20 protein-coding genes are annotated in these 21782 nt (G+C 34.5%); 16 read left to right on the top strand and 4 right to left on the bottom strand.

Features of this window, described 5'->3' with window-relative positions:
- Positions 1-209 precede the first annotated feature (209 nt).
- Positions 210-973, top strand: a protein-coding gene (locus AAGD29_RS03245) for an IS5 family transposase (RefSeq protein WP_341757859.1) whose coding sequence is annotated in 2 segments (ribosomal slippage) — positions 210-542 and positions 545-973 — 762 coding nt in all. Because the reading frame shifts where the segments join, the coding sequence is not laid out codon by codon here.
- A gap of 552 nt (positions 974-1525) precedes the next feature.
- On the opposite strand, the gene AAGD29_RS03240 is transcribed toward AAGD29_RS03245, so the two are convergent.
- Positions 1526-2289, bottom strand: a protein-coding gene (locus AAGD29_RS03240) for an IS5 family transposase (RefSeq protein WP_341758492.1) whose coding sequence is annotated in 2 segments (ribosomal slippage) — positions 1526-1954 and positions 1957-2289 — 762 coding nt in all. Because the reading frame shifts where the segments join, the coding sequence is not laid out codon by codon here.
- 66 nt (positions 2290-2355) lie between these two features.
- Between AAGD29_RS03240 and AAGD29_RS03235 the strand changes: the two genes are divergently transcribed.
- The 3 genes from AAGD29_RS03235 (at position 2356) to AAGD29_RS03225 (ending at position 5415) form a co-directional block, all read left to right on the top strand.
- A complete protein-coding gene (locus tag AAGD29_RS03235; protein WP_341758491.1) occupies positions 2356-3012 on the top strand; it encodes an HD domain-containing protein in 657 nt (218 codons plus the stop codon).
- Between the two features lie 826 nt (positions 3013-3838).
- On the top strand, positions 3839-4795 hold the full coding sequence (locus tag AAGD29_RS03230) for an MFS transporter (RefSeq protein WP_341758490.1): 957 nt from the start codon (positions 3839-3841) through the stop codon (positions 4793-4795).
- 53 nt (positions 4796-4848) lie between these two features.
- Positions 4849-5415: a hypothetical protein gene (locus AAGD29_RS03225; RefSeq protein WP_341758489.1), complete on the top strand. Its 567-nt coding sequence runs from the start codon at positions 4849-4851 to the stop codon at positions 5413-5415.
- A 276-nt stretch (positions 5416-5691) separates the two neighbouring features.
- On the opposite strand, the gene AAGD29_RS03220 is transcribed toward AAGD29_RS03225, so the two are convergent.
- Positions 5692-7824 (bottom strand): recombinase family protein, encoded by a 2133-nt coding sequence (locus AAGD29_RS03220; RefSeq protein ID WP_341757396.1) that lies wholly within the window; start codon positions 7822-7824, stop codon positions 5692-5694.
- Positions 7821-8036 carry a hypothetical protein gene (locus tag AAGD29_RS03215; protein ID WP_341757397.1) on the bottom strand — a complete coding sequence of 72 codons (216 nt, stop codon included), beginning with the start codon at positions 8034-8036 and terminating at the stop codon, positions 7821-7823. The genes AAGD29_RS03220 and AAGD29_RS03215 overlap by 4 nt, the downstream gene beginning before the upstream one ends.
- A 116-nt stretch (positions 8037-8152) precedes the next feature.
- Here AAGD29_RS03215 and AAGD29_RS10230 point away from each other — a divergent pair, with 116 nt between their 5' ends.
- Positions 8153-8395: a hypothetical protein gene (locus tag AAGD29_RS10230; protein WP_410521172.1), complete on the top strand. Its 243-nt coding sequence runs from the start codon at positions 8153-8155 to the stop codon at positions 8393-8395.
- Here AAGD29_RS10230 and AAGD29_RS03205 read toward each other — a convergent pair.
- On the bottom strand, positions 8392-9138 hold the full coding sequence (locus tag AAGD29_RS03205) for an IS110 family transposase (protein WP_341758488.1): 747 nt from the start codon (positions 9136-9138) through the stop codon (positions 8392-8394). The genes AAGD29_RS10230 and AAGD29_RS03205 overlap by 4 nt on opposite strands.
- Before the next feature lie 539 nt (positions 9139-9677).
- Between AAGD29_RS03205 and AAGD29_RS03200 the strand changes: the two genes are divergently transcribed.
- The 11 genes from AAGD29_RS03200 (at position 9678) to AAGD29_RS03150 (ending at position 21582) form a co-directional block, all read left to right on the top strand.
- Positions 9678-10181 (top strand): DUF2155 domain-containing protein, encoded by a 504-nt coding sequence (locus AAGD29_RS03200; protein WP_410521171.1) that lies wholly within the window; start codon positions 9678-9680, stop codon positions 10179-10181.
- Between the two features lie 13 nt (positions 10182-10194).
- Positions 10195-11634, top strand: a complete 1440-nt coding sequence (locus tag AAGD29_RS03195) for an O-antigen ligase family protein (RefSeq protein WP_341758487.1) — start codon at positions 10195-10197, stop codon at positions 11632-11634.
- Positions 11634-12008 (top strand): NADH-quinone oxidoreductase subunit A, encoded by a 375-nt coding sequence (locus AAGD29_RS03190; protein WP_341754178.1) that lies wholly within the window; start codon positions 11634-11636, stop codon positions 12006-12008. Before AAGD29_RS03195 ends, AAGD29_RS03190 begins: the two co-directional genes overlap by 1 nt.
- A gap of 4 nt (positions 12009-12012) precedes the next feature.
- Positions 12013-12558, top strand: a complete 546-nt coding sequence (locus AAGD29_RS03185) for a NuoB/complex I 20 kDa subunit family protein (RefSeq protein WP_341758486.1) — start codon at positions 12013-12015, stop codon at positions 12556-12558.
- A 7-nt stretch (positions 12559-12565) separates the two neighbouring features.
- Positions 12566-13162, top strand: a complete 597-nt coding sequence (locus AAGD29_RS03180; RefSeq protein ID WP_410521170.1) for an NADH-quinone oxidoreductase subunit C — start codon at positions 12566-12568, stop codon at positions 13160-13162.
- Between the two features lie 869 nt (positions 13163-14031).
- Positions 14032-15393, top strand: coding sequence for a M23 family metallopeptidase (locus AAGD29_RS03175; protein ID WP_341758485.1), 1362 nt, complete (start codon positions 14032-14034; stop codon positions 15391-15393).
- 563 nt (positions 15394-15956) lie between these two features.
- Positions 15957-17333, top strand: a complete 1377-nt coding sequence (gene murD / locus AAGD29_RS03170) for a UDP-N-acetylmuramoyl-L-alanine--D-glutamate ligase (protein WP_341758484.1) — start codon at positions 15957-15959, stop codon at positions 17331-17333.
- Positions 17311-18471: a putative lipid II flippase FtsW gene (gene ftsW, locus AAGD29_RS03165; RefSeq protein ID WP_341758483.1), complete on the top strand. Its 1161-nt coding sequence runs from the start codon at positions 17311-17313 to the stop codon at positions 18469-18471. The genes murD and ftsW overlap by 23 nt, the downstream gene beginning before the upstream one ends.
- Positions 18468-19544 carry an undecaprenyldiphospho-muramoylpentapeptide beta-N-acetylglucosaminyltransferase gene (murG, locus tag AAGD29_RS03160; protein ID WP_341758482.1) on the top strand — a complete coding sequence of 359 codons (1077 nt, stop codon included), beginning with the start codon at positions 18468-18470 and terminating at the stop codon, positions 19542-19544. Before ftsW ends, murG begins: the two co-directional genes overlap by 4 nt.
- A 117-nt stretch (positions 19545-19661) precedes the next feature.
- Positions 19662-20381, top strand: a complete 720-nt coding sequence (locus AAGD29_RS03155) for a hypothetical protein (RefSeq protein WP_341758481.1) — start codon at positions 19662-19664, stop codon at positions 20379-20381.
- A gap of 437 nt (positions 20382-20818) precedes the next feature.
- Positions 20819-21582 (top strand): IS5 family transposase gene (locus AAGD29_RS03150; protein WP_341757859.1). Its coding sequence is split into 2 segments (ribosomal slippage): positions 20819-21151 and positions 21154-21582, totalling 762 coding nucleotides; the frame shifts between segments, so codons are not numbered across the junction.
- Positions 21583-21782: the final 200 nt, after the last annotated feature.

Below are 21782 nucleotides of genomic sequence, written 5' to 3'. Positions count from 1 at the left end.
AAAATGTTTTCTACATTTCTTTTATTTATCCTAAAAAGCTGATAATAATTGCTAAATCAATGTCACAGTGCATAAGATGACTCATTTCTATAATCAATACCAAATTGATCAATTTTTTGTAACATAGCACTAGGGTGTGTCATCAATTAAGTTGACAGGAGCGTTTATTTGTTGTGTAATAGAGAAAAAATTAAGGATAAATTTTCTCTATGCGTCGATATGCTCTACGTGACGATCAATGGGATCGGATTAAAGATAAGCTACCTGGAAGGGAAGAGTCTGTTGGTGTAACAGCCAAGGATAATCGCCTATTTGTAGAAGCAGTCTTGTATCGATATAGGGCTGGTATACCTTGGAGAGACCTACCTGAACGTTTTGGAGATTTTCGAGTGATTCACCTACGTCATTCAAGGTGGAGCAAGACAGGTGTGTGGAAAAAGGTTTTTGAGATGCTGGCTGAAGATGCTGATAACGAGTATGCCATGATTGATTCAACCATTGTTAGGGCTCATCAACATAGTGCCGGTGCTAAAAAAAAGAGTTAGATGATGACCAAGCAATTGGACGAGGTAAAGGGGGGCTGAGTACTAAAATCCATGCCACATGTGACGCTCTAGGGAATCCAACGGGATTCCATCTTACCCCGGGTCAAGCTCATGATTTGCAAGGATCTGATGTTTTGATGAATGAATTGACGAAAGCGGATGCTGTACTTGCTGATAAGGCTTATGATGCCGATGTACGTATGCGAGATAAGCTGAAAGATAAGGGATGTATAGCTGTGATTCCCCCAAAGAAGAATCGTGTGAATCCAGCTAAGTATGATAAGGACCTATATAAAGCTAGGCATTTGATTGAGAACTTTTTTGCAAAATTGAAGCAATATAGAGCTATTGCAACACGATTTGACAAAACATCTCAGAACTTTTTGGGTGCTGTTTATATGGCTTCCATGGTAATTTGGCTCAATTGATGACACACCCTAGTATTTTTATAAGTATAATCACTAAAATATTCATCCTGCATTAAAGCAACACGTTTTGCAATATTATTCGCAGCTTTTATTCCCATAATCTTGTAGTTTTCTTATTATTGCATAATTAAGCAGTTTTTAACTTCTGCTGTTTAATTTGGTCTTCATTTTTTACTAGAGTCGCCAAATCCGCTACCCACTCAAATTTACGCAATTCTTTCATAATCGGTAATTACAAACTTAATATAGTTTTATTATAAATTGAAATATTATTATTGTTTTTCTAACAAAAATTCTATATAATTTGTAGTAATTTTACTGAGACTTAAGGCTAGGTGAACATGAAGGAAGCAACTGTCTGTTTATATAACAATAAAATTAAAAAATATTACATCTTTTTTAAAAATAGATAAAAATCCTTGGTAATAATTTATATTTTAGTTTAATCTATAAATTGAATATAAAAATATTATGGTTTTTTATGGAAGAAGAGATTAATTATTGGGACAACTCACAGTATGAATCTTGTCAATATGCTACTAGGGTGTGTCATCAATTGAGCCAAATTACCATGGAAGCCATATAAACAGCACCCAAAAAGTTCTGAGATGTTTTGTCATATCGTGTTGCAATAGCTCTATATTGCTTCAATTTTGCAAAAAAGTTCTCAATCAAATGCCTAGCTTTATAGAGATCCTTATCATAATTAGCTGGATTCACACGATTCTTCTTTGGGGGAATCACAGCTATACATCCCTTATCTTTCAGCTTATCTCGCATACGTGCATCGGCATCATAAGCCTTATCAGCAAGTACAGCATCCGCTTTCGTCAATTCATTCATCAAAACATCAGATCCTTGCAAATCATGAGCTTGACCCGGGGTAAGAGAGAATCCCGTTGGATTCCCTAGAGCGTCACATGTGGCATGGATTTTAGTACTCAGCCCCCCTTTACCTCGTCCAATTGCTTGGTCATCATCTAACTCTTTTTTTTAGCACCAGCACTATGTTGATGAGTCCTAACAATGGTTGAATCAATCATGGCATACTCGTTATCAGCATCTTCAGCCAGCATCTCAAAAACCTTTTTCCACACACCTGTCTTGCTCCACCTTGAATGACGTAGGTGAATCACTCGAAAATCTCCAAAACGTTCAGGTAGGTCTCTCCAAGGTATACCAGCCCTATATCGATACAAGACTGCTTCTACAAATAGGCGATTATCCTTGGCTGTTACACCAACAGACTCTTTCCTTCCAGGTAGGTTATCTTTAATCCGATCCCATTGATCGTCACGTAGAGCATATCGACGCATAGAGAAGATTTATCCTTAATTTTTTCTCTATTACACAACAAACAAACACTCCTGTCAACTTAATTGATGACACGCCCTAGGTTACTGAGCAAATTACGTAAGATAAATGAGGAAGTAAACCGACCAATAGATATTGATGAGGTTAGAAAGGCTATTTATTACGCCAAAAAATATCATGGCAGCCAAATGCGGCAATCAGGAGAGCCTTATTACTCTCATCCAATAGAGGTAGCATATATGATTTCTGATTATCTTTTTCGCACTGACATTATTGTTACCAGCATACTACATGATACCATCGAAGATACAAAACTTACCGAAAAAATGATTGCCTATATCTTTGGGGAGCAGGTTGCTAGTCAAGTAGAAGCTTTGACTAGGGTAAAGCCTTATGGAAAGATTAGCTCGGCGGAAACATTAGATATATTACTTCAACAAGAAAAATATGATGTGGCATTGATTAAAATTTTTGACCGGATTCACAACTTGCAAACTCTAAAGGCTAAATCTCCGGAGAAAGTGAGGAAAATTATACAAGAAAGTATGAGGGCATTTATAATAATCAGTATGCACCTAGAAATACCGCAACTAACAGAAGAATTACTGCAGTTATGTTATCAACATTTACCACCTATAAATACAAAATCTTTGTCGCAGGATCTACATCAAAAATCTTTTAAGGATGCATCATTTTTTCCAACCTTTCAAAATGAAATAGCCTAAATGCGAATCCTAGACTGATTAAACAAAATAGGATGAGCAACCCCCAATGACCAAAATATTCAGTTAGATATATTGACCCAAAGGATACAATGACATACATAAAAGCACGTGATAGGGCATATGTGAGAGTGGCACAGGTAAAACGTTTAAATACAGGAAAATGCTTATAAAAAATTGGGGTAGCCGGCATATTATCAGACATGAACAAAACAACAAATGCTTGAAGTAGGAAAACATCTAAAGAACTTCTAAGGTTATTTAATAAGTACGGACAACTTAAAGACAGGATAATTAGAGCTACTAATTTCACTCTTAAAATTGCGATGCAGTTTTGATAGTCAACATCTCTTTGATCTTAAGCCTATATTTTTACCAATATCTCTTTTTCCCTTTCTAATTTGTTTATAGAACCGTGATATTGTTACAACCAAGATTTATTATTTCAATTTTCTGTATTATTTATTTCTTGCTATCATTCAACCAAATCATCAATATATATGTTATATCTCAATTCGATGTAAGAACATTGGTTTAATAACCTAGGGTGTCATCCCAGCTTTCGTTGGGATGATGTTATTCCAGCGTACTATGTCATCCCTGCGAGGGGTTATGTCATTCCTGCGTAGGCAGGAATCTAAAAAATGATCAATATTAGGTTGTGTTAAGTTATTTTAGACCCCTGCCTACGCAGGGGTGACATCGTAAGATCGTATTAGCCCCCTGCCTACGCAGGGGTGACATCGTAAGATCGTATTAGCCCCCTGCCTTCGCGGGAATGACATGTAAGACATTGGTTATTATATAAATAATATAGTAAGGTAAATAAATGATAGGATATCAGCAAGAACAAAGAAGCCTAACGAAGGAACAAAAATCAGCTGTTGGGTTGCTTTCGATCGGGACTTTTTTAGAATATTTTGATTTGATGCTTTATGTACATATGGCGGTATTTCTTAATGAGTTGTTTTTTCCTCAAAGTGATCCACATACTACAGCAATTTACTCTGCTACGGCTTTCTGTTCTAGTCTTATTTTTAGACCTGTTGGTGCAGTAATATTTGGCTATATAGGTGATAATATAGGGCGTAAGACTACCGTTATTATAACGACTTTTATGATGGCTTTATCATGTATTACCATGGCTAATCTACCTACTTATGTCCAAATAGGCATTACAGCCTCTTGGTTGGTTACAATATGCCGTATACTACAAGGAATGTCCTCTATGGGAGAAACAATAGGAGCAAGACTTTATTTAATTGAATCTATAAACCCACCAATCCAATATCCGGTTTCTTCATCAATTTCCATTTTTAGTACTTTAGGAGAAGTTGCTGCTTTAGGCATAGCATCGTTAGTAACCTCCTATGGATTTAATTGGCGCATAGCCTTTTGGATGGGAGCAGGCGTAGCACTGATCGGCACAGCAGCTCGAAGGAATCTTAGAGAAACGCCGGAATTTGCTGACGCTAAGCGTCAACTAAAAAGAACTTTTCAGCAGCCTTCAAATGTTGCCAGCATAGATCTTAAAAAACTAGAAAATAATCCAATATGGAAGGAAAAAGCTAATAAAGTAACAATAATAGCATTGTTTCTAATAGAATGTATGTGTCCTGTATGTTTTTATTTTGCTTATATGCATTGTGGCAATCTTTTAAAAACTTCTTTTGGCTATAGTGCTGAACAGGTCATTCATCAAAATTTTATTCTCTCAATATTTTCCTTCTTAAGCACCTCAGTACAGGACAAAGAGATTAAGGAGAGAATAAAAAATAGTAGATAACGCGTAGCCAAAGCTCTATTACTTAGGTTATTGAAGACTTAAGAGGCAAGAGAATGATTACAGCGTTATCACAATTAATAGGAGACTACTTTTTTAATAGTTTTGCAAGCATAAAATTAATAGAACAAATAATATTAGGATTATTGCAAGTGAGAGATGTAAATCTTACACAGCTTGCCTTAACGATAAAAGGAGATAAGCAAGAATCACGCTATAAGAAATTACAGAGATTTTTTGCCAAATGTGAATTATCATATACGTCCTTAGCCAAGTTACTGGTTAGGTTGGCTGGAATTGATGCTGAACAATGGTTACTAGTGCTTGATCGGACAAATTGGAAATTTGGCAAGCTTGACATCAATATTTTAGTATTGTCAATTTGTCACAATGGTATAGCTATATCAATTATGTGGGATATGTTAGCAAAAACTGGCACTTCCAATAGTAGTGAACGTCAAAAATTAATAGATAGATTTTTGAAATCATTTGGGGTAGAAAAAATATTATCATTGCTTGGAGACCGTGAATTTATCGGTGATAGTTGGTTGAAATTTTTAGCAGATCGTAATATCCCGTTTTATGTACGAATAAAGGAAAATTTAACTATTGGCAGGTCGTAAGATGAATTAGTTACCGCAAATCACCTAGTAAAAAAGCTAAAGAATAATGAATATAGGATATTCAAAGGTAAGAGATATTTAGGAAAGAATTATAAAGGACCTAAGGTTTTTATTTCTGCTTTGCGTAATGGAGAAGGAGAGTTAGTCATTATAGCTACCAATGACAATCCCTATCAGGCTTTAGATATTTACAAAAAACGTTGGGAAATTGAGATTTACCAGCCATAATGCCTCTATAATAGTGATGTTGTTGATATTTTAATTAATGTTTATTATTTAGTCTACTTTTTCTACCCTAGAATGGTAAATCCATTGTTTTGGTTGTTCTCTTAATGAGCTTAATCTTTTAATTTCTTGCTCATCGGCTGTAATTAGCCAAATCCAACGGTTTAATGTATTTTTTGCTTTTCTTGCTTTTAATCCTCCTTGTTGCATCCATTTATATAAAGTTGGTTGTGGTACATTTGTTTCTTGAGATAATTCGCTAAAAGTAAATTCATCGTAAGTGCGATCAACTCCTGCTGATAGTGTTTTTCTATGAAAAGGTATAACATTGTTACGACTCAGTAATGTACCTACTATATTTTTACTAAAACCGCCTAATAATTTAGGTGGATGGAGTCCTTGTTGATTTAAATTATCGGCAATTTGTTGCAATGTCATACCTTGAGTTCTTAGACTTGTTGTCAATGCAATTAATTCATGATAATAACTAAGTTGTTCAGGTTTTGCTACAGGACGAATAAAATTCGTACTAGTTTTATATCCACCTGACCAATGTATTTCCACAGACACTTTCTCACTTATCCCTTCTACTGTTACTAGAACACGCTCAATAAGTAAACGTAAAATTTCTTTCCGTTCTTCTACTGTAGTAGTTTCTGATGCCCATAAGGCAGGAATATCATTGGCTAGTTTGTATATTAATTCACGTTCAGTGCTAGAGAGAATCTTTGACTGATTAGCTAAAAATTTGTTATATTCTTGCTTTAATTTTTCTTCTGCAGATAATGATTCTTCCCACTTTTTCTCAAGAGTCCTAGTAACAAGACGATTCTCCGGTTCTGAGGCATTATATTGTCGATAGCTACGTTCAACTTCATATTTTGCTCTCTCCAGCTGCTTGTGCCAATGTTTTTGTAAATTATTATGCTCTTGCTCAGCATCTGTTGCCACACGTAAGCTAACTTCTAAAGCACTTGGTTTTAATACTTCTAATGCCTGATTAGTAATTAATTCATCTAGCCCATCTCCAACTAATGATTGGCAAGTATCTTCAGCATAATCAACAGCCATCCTACGACAAATGTAACGTAGTTTATTACTATTATTTGTATAACAAGTAACCATTCTTAGACCGCACCGACCACAAACAATAAGACCAGTTAATAGTGAACTACCTTGTCTTGCTATACCAATTCCTTGTATAGAGTTGGTTAATAATTGTCTTTGGTTACGTTCATATTGTTGCCAACTAATATAAGCAGGAACTTTATCTTTTATCATCACTTCCCAGTCAGACATTTTAGCAACTGTCCTTCCAGTAGAGGGTCTACCAAGCTTTTTTTTGTGTGGTTCAGTGGGTCTACGACCATATACATAAGCTCCAGCATATATAGGATTATGTAATAAATTTGATAAGGTAGCTCTATTAGGACGATGCCATGCTAATTCACCTTTTTGCAAACCACTACGTTCTCTATATGGCATTTGAATGTTATTTTTAGCTAAATATTTCAATACTGCATTAATTGTAGAGAATTTATCAAATAACTCAAATACCATTTGAATAATTGTTTGTGCTTGCTCATCTAGATCTTTAATAATCTCTCCGGAAGCCCTTCTAACATATCCCATAGGAACTTGCATACCTAACTCTCCTCTACGAGCCTTGGCTTTCTTTCCTTGTAGCATACGCTGTTTAATTATATGTAATTCCGCTTCAGACATTGTACCTTTAAGACCTAATAGTAGCCGATCATTATAAGAAACTGGATCATAAACACCATCAGTATCAGCAATCAAGGTTCTAAAAAGTGCACATACTTCTAGTAATTGATACCAATCCCTACATGAACGAGCCAATCGCGATATTTCTATTCCTAATACTATACCAACACGGTTTAACCCAACTTCAGCAACTAAACGCTGAAATCCAGGACGACCTTCTGCAGTTGAACCAGATTGACCCAAATCATCATCAATTATAACTACTCTGTTAGCAGACCATCCTAAATCATAGGCTCTTCCCACTAGATTATATTGTAATTTTGTCGATTCACTATGCCGTTCTACTTGTTGCAGGGTTGACTGCCTTACATAGACAATTGCTAGACGGTCGTAGTGACAAGCTTGGATTTTTCCACTTAATAACGTAATTTGAGGTGATTTTTTCTCCTGATCTATCATTGCCTTTCTCCATGTTTATTGTCAAACTTTGTAGTTTTTTCAATGACATTGTTCCTAATAAATTTATTAGGCGCTGACGATTCTCTGTGGGAATGTTCTCCCATTGCATGAATTTCAATATAGGTACTCCTATTATGATATTTCTTTACCCATTCAACTAGGGTTAGCAATGCTGCTTTACTCAGTGTCGGTGATTCTCCTGAATTTGTCAATTCTAAATTTATAGATGTTTTAATAATGGAATATCGAAAACCTTTTTGCTTGCCTTAAAACGCGGGGCTTCAATTTTGAAAATACCCATATAATACATTTAGATAGAATTAGTAAATTGCTTGGTTTACTTGCTATAGCATTTACTTTTGCTTATGTTGTGGGTCAATGGCAAAATTCTATCAAACCTATAAAGCTTAAAAAACATGGTAGAAAGTCTATATCCTTATTCAGGTATGGCTTAGATTACTTGCAGAGAATATTTTTGAATATTGCAGAAATGATGGAAAAATGGATGGAAGTTATAACAAAATTTATTAAGCCAATAATACCATCTTTACTCCGATTATCACCTTGTTAATCTCTTTGTCCTGTACTGAGAGTTTTTTGACCGCTTTGGCTTGTTTTTGGGGCGAGTCCAACTAAGCTTGCAATTTCCTTATTGCTCAGCACACCAAGCTCTGGCAGTTCTATTAGCAAAACACTAGCTGTTTTTTCACCTATACCTTTATAGCTTATGAGTAAATCATTTTTGGCCTTTAAACTCTTATCTTCCTTTATAGCAGCCTTTATATCTTCTCTAATTTCATCAAGTTGCTTTTTGCCAAACTTTATCATTTTCTCGAGATATTGCTTAGCCTTCCTGGATGCAACTTTTGCTCTGCATTGATTAGCATGTATCTCTTCTTCTATATTACGTTCTATGCTCCTTAAAGATTGTAATTCTTCTTGTATAACAGAAATTATTTGGTCTCCTTTCTCATCATTAGCAATAAAAGCTGCATATTTCTCAAGTAATAACGCATCCAATTTATCAGTCTTAGCAAAATGGTTACAGACCTTGGCAAAAGCGTGAACTCTATTAGGATGAGCTCTATGCACAGCAAGCCCGGCTTGTTGCAACATCCTCATAACCAAACGTTCATAACCGCCAGTAGATTCCAAAACAGTAAGCACAATATTTCGAGAAGCTATTTCTGATTTTATAAAATCAGAAATAGCTTTATCTGTATTTTTAATCTTACAATGAATATTGTTCATAGATATATCAAGCGTATTTTTTGAAACATCTATTCCCATAAATATCTTGCTTTTTTCAGTCATTTGCTTTACCTATAATTAGTGGTTGTTTTGCAAAGTTTTGATACATGATTGTAAATTCGATCTCTAAAGGATCATCCTACCGTTCGTATTATACTTTGCGATTCAAGGAAGGAGTGCACCAAGATTCCCTCGGTCTTTAAAGACCAATCTAAATTAAACGGCGTCACTCCTTCCGACCATATTAACTCCATATTGAGCTAATATTCAAGATACAATCTAAAAAAATAGCCTAGAAGACTATTATACATTATTAGATCCCAGCTTTCGCTGGGATGACATCATTTTGACATTAGTACTACAACTGTAGTGCTAAATAGTGTAGTTAATAATGGGAAATGGTATAACATACCTATCTATGCTATTTTTAGCTCCCCGCCTATGCGGGGGTGATATTTTCCATCTTCAGTTGCGATTTTTAAACCGCCCTAGTTACATTCTTGCAAAATTTTATATATACAATTTTGCTACATGCTAGTATAATTCAGCATAGTCCAAATTATAACTTAAAGAATTGTTATTTTCGCATGTTGCAGAAATTGATGAAGCACCTTATATTTGCCAGTATAATGGGGTTTTTATGCATTCTTTCTTCTTATGGACAAGCTGAAGATACTGCTCAAAATATGGAATTCCTTGATACTACAGATGAAAGTAATGAATTAGAAAAAGATAATAATTTTACTGAGCATGTTGCTGATTCTAATAATTTGCTAAATATACAAAATAATGTTGAACATTCAGAATTAAAAACTTGCAGTCTTGGTAAGATTATTGCTTTAAATAAAATCACAGCAACATCAAAGGAGCTGGTATTAAAGCCTAATGAACCACAATATTTTGGTAATATTCAAATTAAACTTCATAAATGTATTAAAAATCTTGATCCTTATAATGAAGATAATTACATGCTATTAACCATTACAGAGCATAAAATTGATGAGGATGCTATGTTAATTTTCCAAGGATGGCTTATCTCGTCAAGTATTTCAGTCTCCACCTTTGAACATCCTATTTATGAAATCTTTGCTAAAAATTGTTTATAGGATATTTTAAGTAATGATATACTCAAATGATTTGAAGAATGGGGACAATAAACAAGAGGAGAGTGAGCGGAACGTACATTTAGTACGTGAGTACGCGAATGTCCCGCAAGTATTTGCAAAAGCCAATTCTTTAAAGCAGAAGAGTATACAATCCATGATCTGCCTATTAGTTATGTTATTCCCAGTAGTTGGATTGATTTCTGGTTTTTCTGCTGCAGTAACAGTTCCTATGTTGTTATTAACTATATTAATTGCTTTGCGAGATAAAATCTTTATTCATTTGAAATACGCTACTATTAAAGAAACTTTGTTATCCAATTGGAAACTGGAATTACTATTTTGTCTTTGGTGTCTTATAACAAATTTTTATTCACCTAATTACCCCGCCTCTTTATTTAACTATCTACAGGTTTGTTTAATTGTTCTAATAGGGTTTATCGTAAATAGCAATATTGACAAATTATCCATAAATGTAACTAAAATAAAAATATACTTTATTATAGGAATAACAGCAGCAATTGCTCTGTTTTTTATAGAATACGCATCTCACGGTATTATAACAAGGGCTTTCCGTACTGTTTTTCAGCCAAAATCCTCATGTCAATTCTTTTTATTCATTCTTGACCGAGGATGTTCTTTATTATCAGTTCTTTCATGGGTAGCTATAGCTATAATTATATCATATAATAGATCATATCATAGATATTTATTAGCACTAATATATTACCTGATAATTTTTTATTTGCTCTATATCTCAGATAGCCTTGCAAGCTCTTTAGCATTTACCGTAGCTGGATTAGTATTTTTAACAAATAGGCTGTTGGTAACCAAATCACTACAATCTGTTTTTTTGAAATTATTTACCCTTGCTATGATATCTGGTTCAATATTGATGCCGATAATTGCATATAAAATACAACCACATTATGCCTCAGATCACTATGCCAAATTTCTACCAAACTCTGCTAAGCACCGTGTATTTATTTGGCACTTTGTTGCCGAACAAATTATCAAGAAACCAATTTTGGGTCATGGATTTGCTTCATCAAGAAATTTTAAAATTGATGAGAAACAAATGATTAGCTATAACCAGTGGACGTGGTCTCCCCTTCCTCTACACCCACATAATAATATAATGCAAATTTTATTGGAAACGGGCTTAATAGGTTTGATACTATTTTTATCTTTAATTTACAAATATATTCAAAAAATTAGTAATATATCCTTAGTGCAGTCTTCTAAAAGTGGTAAGATGAATCGAACGAAGGAGAATAACAAAATAGACGTAGATGTATTAAATTACAAGTCAGTTGCCTATGCTTGCTTTATAAATTATTATATAATAGGTATGATTTCATTTAACATTTGGCAAATATGGTGGGTTTGCAGCTCTTTTGGAGCGATGATTTTGTTTAAGTTACTTCTTGCAAAATCACAGGAGTATAATTACTAATGTTGGAAACATCTAATATTTTACAGGAATACTTGCCTATAGCTGTGTTTTTTGGTATAGCATCAGTTTTGTCGTTGGTAATAGTTACATTGCCAAGGCTTTTAGCTCCTCGAAAATATAATAAGGCTAAGTTGGATAGTTATGAATGTGGATTTGAACCTTTTGGTGATGCTAGAAGCAAATTTGATGTACGTTTTTATCTAGTAGCTATTTTATTTATTATTTTTGATCTAGAAATAACTTTTTTGGTGCCGTGGGCTATTACGCTTGGACAAATTGGTAAATTTGGTTTCTTCTCAATGATGTTTTTCTTATTGGTACTTACTATCGGTTTTGTATATGAATGGAAAAAAGGTGCTTTAGACTGGGAGTAATGACATGCAAGCAAAGATAGATCTATATGAATACGATCAAGATAAGCTCCTTGAAGAAGAAATTTCAAACCGAGGATTCCTTATAACTAAACTCGATGATTTGATAGGCTGGGCTAGATCTAATTCACTTTGGCCTATGAGTTTTGGTCTTGCATGTTGTGCAGTAGAAATGATGCAAGCTGCTTCTAGCCGCTATGATATGGATCGTTTTGGCATGTTGTTTAGACCGAGTCCACGTCAATCTGATTTAATGATAGTTGCAGGGACATTAACAAATAAGATGGCTCCGGCTCTTAGAAAAGTTTATGATCAAATGACTGAACCTAAGTGGGTTCTGTCAATGGGAAGCTGTGCCAATGGCGGTGGTTATTATCACTATTCATACTCAGTAGTACGCGGCTGTGATCAGATTGTTCCAGTAGACGTATACGTGCCAGGCTGCCCTCCAACTGCTGAAGCTTTGATTTATGGTTTAATGCAGTTACAAAAGAAGATTAGAAGAACTACTAGATTTAGAGAAGGTGAAAATATGACTTTTAAATTACCCTAGGCAACAAATGGAAAATATCATTGACGACTTAATAAAAAATCAGGAGCTTGAGATAACTGCTTTGCCTGTAAATGATTTGAATATACATTTTATTAGCTATAACGCTGGTATAGAAAGTTTGCTACCATTTTTATCGGCAATTAAAGAATCTGAGGATTTGCGTTTTACTGTGCTAACAGATCTATTTGCTGCTGATTTCCTAAACCGCTCTAATCGGTTTGAGATAGTATATAATTTACTAAGTCTTAAATTAAATAAACGTATATTAGTAAAAATTGAGGCTGGAGAACATGACATAATCCCCTCAGTTACCAAAATATTTAGTGCTGCTTGCTGGTATGAACGCGAAGCATATGATATGTTTGGAGTAATTTTTGGTGGTAGTCATGATAATCGTCGTATTCTAACAGATTACGATTTTGTCGGTCATCCTCTCAGAAAAGACTTCCCATTAACGGGTTACGTGCAGGTTAAATATGATGAGACTCTTGCAAAAGTAGTATATGAGCCAGTGAAACTCGACCAACCATATAGAGAATTTGATTTTTCATCAAGTTGGCAAGGACCAAGTTATGTATTACCTGGAGATGAAAAGGCAAAGTGAAACAACCAGGGTAATTTAAAAGTCACAATCATTAGTTGTTATAGATACAAGTTTAACCACTATTGATGTCATTCCTACGAAGGCAGGAATCTATATTAACCTCAGTTCGATGTAACAAGTTAATACTAGACCCAGTATCATCTCTATTGTGGGGGATGTCACCCCTGCGTAGGCAGGGGCATAGTACCCTACATTTTTCTATAATCGTCATCGCGAGGCATCTTTAGATGCCGTGGCGATCTAGGTAAACAGCGAAGCTGTTTTTTCTAGTACGCTTCGCGTATCCTAGATTGCCGCGTCGCCGCTTTCAGCGACTCCTCGCTAATAGACGATCAGCAGCCATTTTAATAGTGGTTATATAAAAAATGTAGGGTACTATGAGGCAGGGGTCTAAAGAAGTAGCAAGGATTAAGTGCTTAAACATTTTTAGATCCCTGCCTTCGCAGGGATGACATCGAGCGTGCAGAGAATAATAATTATTCTTACATCGAACTGAGGTTATATTACTTAATAGTCTTTCAGGCTTATTTTTTTAGATTCCCACCTACACGGGAATGACAGCTCTAGGTAGTAACTACAACTGTAGTATTAGCGTAGTTAATAATGGGAAATGGTATTATATAGTTTTAGATCACGCTACCTTCGTAGGGATGACACCCTAGGCTATTAAACCGATGTCTTACATCAATACTTGAGGTTAGTTTAAAATAAGTAAAACTTTAGTAATATTTTTATTGTAATTTATTTCTCTATACTCCATATTGGTAGGATCACTACATAAAAGATCAAATAAAAACTAAAAATATTTAAATAAATTTTTGGTTAGTTATTTATTTTTTCATAAATCAATATCACTTAAGTGAGCATTAATGCAAGCTATTATCCGCCTTATATTAACAAACCCGCATATTAAGTCTAAATTTAGGGTCATTTTCTCGTACTTTTCTATATTCCTTTTTATGGGGTTTGCTACTTTTGTATCTTTATCGATCAATAAGTTCGTTAGTGATACTATGTCAATTACTATAGCAGAGCCAGAGCTTGAATCTTCAGAAGAACTATCAAATGAAATCTCTCAAGTTATAACAGTCAAAAAAGGTGATACATTAAAGGCAATACTTTTACGGCAACAAATTCCAAATAATGAAATAAACCAAATCATAAAACTAGTAAAAGACAAGAATATTGAATCTTCCCTGAAGATAGGACAGCAACTTGTTTTTGATTATGAAATAAAAATTACTGAACAAGACGATGAAGATCTTGCTTCTGAGTCACGTATATTGAATAAAATAACCATAGCGTATGATAATGTTAAATCTTTAGAAATTATTAGAGAAGAGGAAAGTTTTTATGCGAAAGATGTAACCAAAGTTCTAAATAAATTAATAACCAAATCTTCTGTGGTTATTAATTCAAGTTTTATGTCGGCCTTAAAATCGTTGGGATTATCAAGTAATAGTATAATTGAGCTGATTAACTCGTATAGTTATCAGATTGATTTTCAACGTCAAATTAAAAGTGGTGATACGGTAACTGTTATAACCGAAAAATTTGTTACCAAGGAAGGTAAATTTTCTCATCATGGTAAGGTTTTATATGTATCGCTTAATTTGTCAGGTAAAGAATATAATATTTTCCGGTATTCTCTAGACAATACACCCAATAATCATGATTTCTTTTCTGAAGATGGTAAAAGTGTAAAAAGAAGTTTGCTTAGAACCCCTGTTAAATTAGTTAGAATTTCTTCTCATTATGGTAATAGACATCATCCTACTTTAGGCTATACCAAAATGCACAAAGGTGTTGATTTTGCTGCTCCAACTGGTACGCCGATTTATGCTGCAGGTAATGGGGTGATAACTGAAATAGGATGGAAATCTGGCTATGGAAAATTTATACAGATCAAACATAGTCAAAATCTATCAACTGCTTATGCTCATGCTTCTAATTTTGCTAAAAATCTTAAGCCAGGAAGTATAGTTAAACAAGGCCAAGTTATTGCGTATGTTGGTAGTACTGGTAGAACTACGGGGCCACATTTACATTATGAGGTTAAAATAGGTGGTAAGAACATAAACCCTATGCACGTTAAATCTAGTCCAGGCATAGAACTTGCTGGCAAGCAATTAGCAAAATTTAAACAATTTAAAAGTAATGTAAAGTCTTTAAGTAGTGAGCTTGATAATAAGTCAGAGATTGCTGAAAATTCAGCAACAAAATTCTTTTGAAATTTTAAGGATGTCACCACATAACTGTTGAAAGTTAGTAAATACAGCTTTTTTATACGTCATGAGCTACGAAGGTCGTAAGACCGACGAAGCAATCCAATAACATCATTTATCTATGATTGTTTCCTAGATTGCTTCGCTTACGCTCGCTAATAGAAGCTGTGGTATAGGTATTTGTAAACTTTCGACAGTTGTGGGATGTCACCCCTACTCGCCATTATGTCATCCCCGCTTCGGTGCGGGATCTAAAGAAAATAGCATAGAAGACCATTTAAACTTTTTTAGATCCCTGCTTTCGCAGGGATGACATAATGGAGAGCAGGGGTAATAGTATGGATCTCCCTATATACAGAATGAGAAGCATATGCTAAACTTCTAGAATTAGGAATAAACCTAAAACAACAATTAAGGAGACCCATATGAAAGTTACCACAATTGGTATAGATATTGCAAGAAAAATTATAGATAATGCCTGCATTGAATAATTTTCGAGTAATTTTTAATCAAAATACAGCTAAGTACTGTAAATAGTAAACATAAGTAACAAGGTGATCCTAAAAATTATGTCATCATTTCTTTCGCAAAAACATAAGAATATAGGTATAGTTGGTTTAGGTAAGACTGGTATAGCTGCTTGGGAAGTACTGAATAAAGTAGCTAAAGTAATTTGCTATGATCAAGCAAGTAGCAGTCAGGATGCTTTTACCAAAATCTATGGGAGTGATAGTCTTGTTAGCTTATCTGATCTGCAGTGGCAAAATCTTGATAAGATTCTACTGAGTCCAGGTATTCCTTTGTCTCATGACATTGTTACAATGGCTAATTCCCATAATATACCGATAACTTCAGATATAGATCTGTTATTTGAGGAAGTTAGGTTAAGAGAGCTTGAGGCAGCTAATTTCATTGGCATAACTGGTACTAATGGTAAGAGTACTACCACTGCTTTAACCGGTCATATTTTACAATCTTGTGGTTTTGATTATCAAGTTGGAGGAAATATTGGTTTTCCTGTTTTGGCTATGAGGTTAGATAGTAAAGGATATGTATTGGAGCTATCCTCATTCCAATTAGATTTATTAAACAGTTTTAAAGCCAAAATTGTGGTGCTTCTTAATATCACGCAAGATCATTTAGACCGACATAATAACATGCAAGGCTATATTGCTGCTAAAAAAAAGATATTTAATCGAATGGATAAAGATTCATTTGCTATAATTAGTGTTGATAATGAAATTACCAAGAATATTTTTCTAGAATTACAAAAGGAAAATAGGACAAATGTAGTACCAATCTCTATTTATGAAATTCTTAATAAAGGAATATCAATTTGTAATAATATTATTTATGACAATATTTTTGAACCGATTACTATTAATCTCCATAATAATAACTATCTACAAGGTATGCATAATCAAGAAAATATTGCCGCTAGTTATGCAGCCTGTCGAGTTATAGGGGCAAGGTCAGAACAAATAATTGCCGCTATCGGGCTATTTAAGGGGTTACCACATAGAATGCAATATGTTGGTACAGTACAAGGGATAAATTTTTATAACGATAGCAAAGCTACCAATAGCATGGCTGCCTCAAAATCCATCTCATCGCTTGATAATATATATTGGTTAGCTGGGGGGATAGCAAAAGAAGGAGGAATAACAGAGCTAGAGCCATGGTTTTATAAAATTCGTAAGGCTTATCTTTTTGGTCAAGACAAAGATCTTTTTGCATCATTCCTTAATGGCAAGGTAGATTGCCAAATTTGTCAAGATTTAACGGAGGCTTTTAATTCTGCCTTTAGAGATGCAATAGAGGATACGGGGGGTATAAAGAATATTCTGCTAGCCCCGGCTTGTGCTTCCTACGATCAATTTAAAAATTTTGAGGAACGCGGGAATCTATTTATAGAATTATATAATGCTATTATTAATCATGGCTAAAGATAATAATAATGAATTGTCTAACAACTATATAAAATGGTGGTGGCGTAGTATTGACCAGCAAATGATTATTGCTTTAGTAATCCTATTTGTGTTTAGTATGATGTTGGTTACCACATCAGGATCAGCAGTAGCAAATAGAATTGGACTTAATGAGTATTATTTTGCATCTAGACAATTATTCTACCTTGCTAGTGCTTTGTTACTAATCATTTTTTTTTCTTTTTTCTCAAAAAAATGGTTAAAGAGATTCTCAATTCTAGGATTTATTGGTAGTATATTATTATTAATTTTAGTTAGATTTTATGGTTATGAGGTTAAGGGGGCTACTCGTTGGATTAATATTCTAGGTCTCTCTATGCAACCTTCAGAATTTGTAAAACCATTTTTTGCAGTGGTGGCAGGCTGGATATTATCGCTGAAATTTGAAGGTGAATTTCCAAGTTTTTCTATTTGCATAAGTCTTTATAGTATCGTTGCTTTATTATTAATTATCCAGCCAGATTTTGGTATGTTAGTGATGGTTACTGCTGTTTTTGGTATTCAACTTTTTATTGCTGGTATGCCGATATTTTGGATTATACTTGCTGCTTTTATGTTGGTATTTGGGGTTACAGCAGCTTACTTTTGGCTTCCTCATGTAACAAAAAGGATTAATAGTTTCTTGGATCCTGATAGTAGTAGTAATTACCAAGTTGGTAAGTCAATCAGGGCGTTTGAGCATGGAGGTTTATACGGTCGTGGTCCTGGTGAAGGGGCGGTAAAACAAGTATTGCCGGATTCGCATACTGATTTTATCTTTGCTGTTGCTGGTGAAGAATTTGGGGCAATTATTTGTTTAATCATTGTAGGGATCTTTGCTTTTATAGTTATTCGTAGTTTACTTAAACTTATTAATGAAGAAAATAAATTTATTCAATTAGCAGCAAGTGGTATTATTTCCCAAATAGGGTTACAAGCAATCGTTAATATTGGTGTAACCTTGAACTTATTGCCAACCAAAGGTATGACGTTACCCTTTATTAGTTATGGTGGTTCTTCAACTCTTGCCATAGCCATTGCTACGGGGATGCTGCTTGGTTTTACCAAACATAAAACCTCTCTTAGTAAATATAAAATTCAAGATATTGACATATGAAGAATATAATTGTTGCTGGTGGTGGTACGGCTGGTCATTTGTTCCCCGCTATTGCTTTAGGTGAAGAATTAATGGAACGTGGGTATGAGTCGCATCTTATCACCGATGTTAGATGCCAAAAATATTTAACTGAAGATTTAAAGCTTATACCACATATAATAAATTTTAGATTGCCACCTAAAGGTTTATTTAATAAGTTTAAATTATTGATTTCTTTATTAATTATAACTTTTAAGATGTTATTGCTATTAGTGAAGATTAAACCATATGCTATAATTGGGTTTGGTGGCTATCCGACTTTTCCTCCATTGCTCGCTGCAGTATTTTTACGTATTCCTATCATAATTTATGAACAAAATTGCTTTATTGGTAAAGCTAATAGATTTTTCTTAAAATATGCTAGGAAAGTTGCTCTTACATATGATGAAACTAAAAATTATAATATTCTTGATAAGAATAAGAAATTGGTTATAGGAAATATAGTACGGGAGAATGTTAAAAACCTAAAATTTAGGGAAAATTTTAATAATGATATTTTCCGAATATTTATTTTTGGAGGAAGCCAAGGAGCAAAGATTTTTTCTACTTTAGTGCCTGAAGCTATTCAGATATTAGTACAATCAAATCCTGATATTAAATTGCATATTACCCAACAAGCTTCCCTAGAAGATCATGATAATATTGCTAAAATTTATGCTCAGTTGAAAATTCCATATAAGTTGGCAGATTTTTTTTATGATATGGATCAGCAATATGCTAATCAAGAATTAGTAATATCAAGAGCTGGGGCATCGACTATTTCTGAGCTTTGCTATGTGGGATTGCCGGCGATTTTTATTCCACTACCTTCAGCTAGCGAAAACCATCAATTCTATAATGCCAAGGCTCTAGAAGATAGTGGGGCAGGGTGGTGTTTTGAACAAAGTACAATCACAGCAGAAAAATTAGCCAATAAACTCTTAGTGCTAGTAAAAAATCGTGATATATTAAAAAAAACATCTAATGAGTTATTAAAAAGGAAAAATGATGGTAGTAAGACTTTAGCTGACGCAGTAGAAGAAATAATAAGCTGACTTTTTAATTCAGTTGAGGGAATTGCTGCTTGCAACTTTAATAATTCTGTGTCATTAATTATGTTTAGTAAAAAATTATCGGATTGCTTTATGTTAGGGAAAATTATTATTACAGTTTTGGGATTGTTCCTACTTTCAGGTTGTACTGATGGTTTTAGAGGATATTTTAAAAAATCTGCTAATAATAAAATTATAGATACCAAAGGTTTTGAAGGTGGTAAGCGTCCGCCTCTTTATAATAAGAAGTATATATCAACGGCAAAAAGGAACGTCATGGAAGGAAATTTTGATGACGATGATGAAGATTTACTTAGTGAAGCTGATACGGAAACAATCAATCCAACTTTAAGAAATCGTCAGATGTATCTTAAGATGGTAAAACAGGATGCAGATCGCAAAAGAAGGCAGAAGTTAAATCAAGACAAAGATTATCCTTCATTGAACTTGGCAAGTGATAGGGTGAAAAAGCGGAATAGTGATGAGGCAAACAGTAAGTTGCACAAAGAGCTAGAGCAAATTAAAGCTATGCTGCATGAAACTAAAAAAGATTTAGAAAAGTATAGTTGTCCTGCGGGAAAAAATGCTAAAACACAAAGTGCTGATATGTTACCAATAGAAACAGATAGTCATAAAACAATTAAAAAGCTAGAAACTAATAAAACTAAGAGTGTACTCAATAAATCAGAAATGAAAAGAAAATTTCTTAGTGAAGATTATGATGATGTAAAGGTAAATGACCCTAATGGGAAAGTTGGTAAAAATGACACTAATAATAGAGTGAATAGTACTATTGTTAATGAACAAGAGAAATTCCAGTTACCGCCTCGTGCAATATAAACAACCCTTTAGGATATTTTTTAGACCCCGCTACTTTCGCAGGGGTGACATCAGGGATGATACTGAACCTAGTATTAACTTGTTACATCGAACTTAGCTAAAATAAGTAGGAATAGTTGAAGGTATGAGTAAATTTATCCAAGCAAATGGCAGGGTTATATATACCTAGACTTACCTTACTAGAGAACAAAAAGAAGCTGTCGGGTTACTTTCTATCGGAACGTTCTGAGAGTTTCTTGACTTAACTTATATATTCCCATTATTAACTACGCTAATACTACAGTTGTAGTTACTACCATAGTACCCTACATTTTTCTATAATCGTCATCGCGAGGCATCTTTAGATGCCGTGGCGATCTAGGGTGTGTCATCAATTAAGTTGACAGGAGCGTTTATTTGTTGTGTAATAGAGAAAAAATTAAGGATAAATTTTCTCTATGCGTCGATATGCTCTACGTGACGATCAATGGGATCGGATTAAAGATAAGCTACCTGGAAGGGAAGAGTCTGTTGGTGTAACAGCCAAGGATAATCGCCTATTTGTAGAAGCAGTCTTGTATCGATATAGGGCTGGTATACCTTGGAGAGACCTACCTGAACGTTTTGGAGATTTTCGAGTGATTCACCTACGTCATTCAAGGTGGAGCAAGACAGGTGTGTGGAAAAAGGTTTTTGAGATGCTGGCTGAAGATGCTGATAACGAGTATGCCATGATTGATTCAACCATTGTTAGGGCTCATCAACATAGTGCCGGTGCTAAAAAAAAGAGTTAGATGATGACCAAGCAATTGGACGAGGTAAAGGGGGGCTGAGTACTAAAATCCATGCCACATGTGACGCTCTAGGGAATCCAACGGGATTCCATCTTACCCCGGGTCAAGCTCATGATTTGCAAGGATCTGATGTTTTGATGAATGAATTGACGAAAGCGGATGCTGTACTTGCTGATAAGGCTTATGATGCCGATGTACGTATGCGAGATAAGCTGAAAGATAAGGGATGTATAGCTGTGATTCCCCCAAAGAAGAATCGTGTGAATCCAGCTAAGTATGATAAGGACCTATATAAAGCTAGGCATTTGATTGAGAACTTTTTTGCAAAATTGAAGCAATATAGAGCTATTGCAACACGATTTGACAAAACATCTCAGAACTTTTTGGGTGCTGTTTATATGGCTTCCATGGTAATTTGGCTCAATTGATGACACACCCTAGGTAAACAGCGAAGCTGTTTTTTCTAGTACGCTTCGCGTATCCTAGATTGCCGCGTCGTCGCTTTCAGCGACTCCTCGCTAATAGACGATCAGCAGCCATTTTAATAGTGGTTATATAAAAAATGTAGGGTACTATGAGTTACTACCCAGAGATGTCATTCTTGTTCTGGTGCGGAATCTAAAAAAAT

The sequence above is a fragment of the Candidatus Tisiphia endosymbiont of Ditula angustiorana genome (genome assembly GCF_964026425.1).
In the GTDB taxonomy this organism is placed as follows: Bacteria; Pseudomonadota; Alphaproteobacteria; order Rickettsiales; family Rickettsiaceae; genus Tisiphia.
Note: the sequence above shows the minus strand (reverse complement) of the source record. Positions and strands in the feature narration are given on the sequence as shown.

Coding starts and splice junctions, on each gene's coding strand:
- AAGD29_RS03235 (WP_341758491.1), top strand. CDS start 2,356: ATGACACGCCCTAGGTTACTGAGCAAATTACGTAAGATAAATGAGGAA.
- AAGD29_RS03230 (WP_341758490.1), top strand. CDS start 3,839: ATGATAGGATATCAGCAAGAACAAAGAAGCCTAACGAAGGAACAAAAA.
- AAGD29_RS03225 (WP_341758489.1), top strand. CDS start 4,849: ATGATTACAGCGTTATCACAATTAATAGGAGACTACTTTTTTAATAGT.
- AAGD29_RS03220 (WP_341757396.1), bottom strand. CDS start 7,824: ATGATAGATCAGGAGAAAAAATCACCTCAAATTACGTTATTAAGTGGA.
- AAGD29_RS03205 (WP_341758488.1), bottom strand. CDS start 9,138: ATGACTGAAAAAAGCAAGATATTTATGGGAATAGATGTTTCAAAAAAT.
- AAGD29_RS03200 (WP_410521171.1), top strand. CDS start 9,678: ATGAAGCACCTTATATTTGCCAGTATAATGGGGTTTTTATGCATTCTT.
- AAGD29_RS03195 (WP_341758487.1), top strand. CDS start 10,195: ATGATATACTCAAATGATTTGAAGAATGGGGACAATAAACAAGAGGAG.
- AAGD29_RS03190 (WP_341754178.1), top strand. CDS start 11,634: ATGTTGGAAACATCTAATATTTTACAGGAATACTTGCCTATAGCTGTG.
- AAGD29_RS03185 (WP_341758486.1), top strand. CDS start 12,013: ATGCAAGCAAAGATAGATCTATATGAATACGATCAAGATAAGCTCCTT.
- AAGD29_RS03180 (WP_410521170.1), top strand. CDS start 12,566: ATGGAAAATATCATTGACGACTTAATAAAAAATCAGGAGCTTGAGATA.
- AAGD29_RS03175 (WP_341758485.1), top strand. CDS start 14,032: ATGCAAGCTATTATCCGCCTTATATTAACAAACCCGCATATTAAGTCT.
- murD (WP_341758484.1), top strand. CDS start 15,957: ATGTCATCATTTCTTTCGCAAAAACATAAGAATATAGGTATAGTTGGT.
- ftsW (WP_341758483.1), top strand. CDS start 17,311: ATGCTATTATTAATCATGGCTAAAGATAATAATAATGAATTGTCTAAC.
- murG (WP_341758482.1), top strand. CDS start 18,468: ATGAAGAATATAATTGTTGCTGGTGGTGGTACGGCTGGTCATTTGTTC.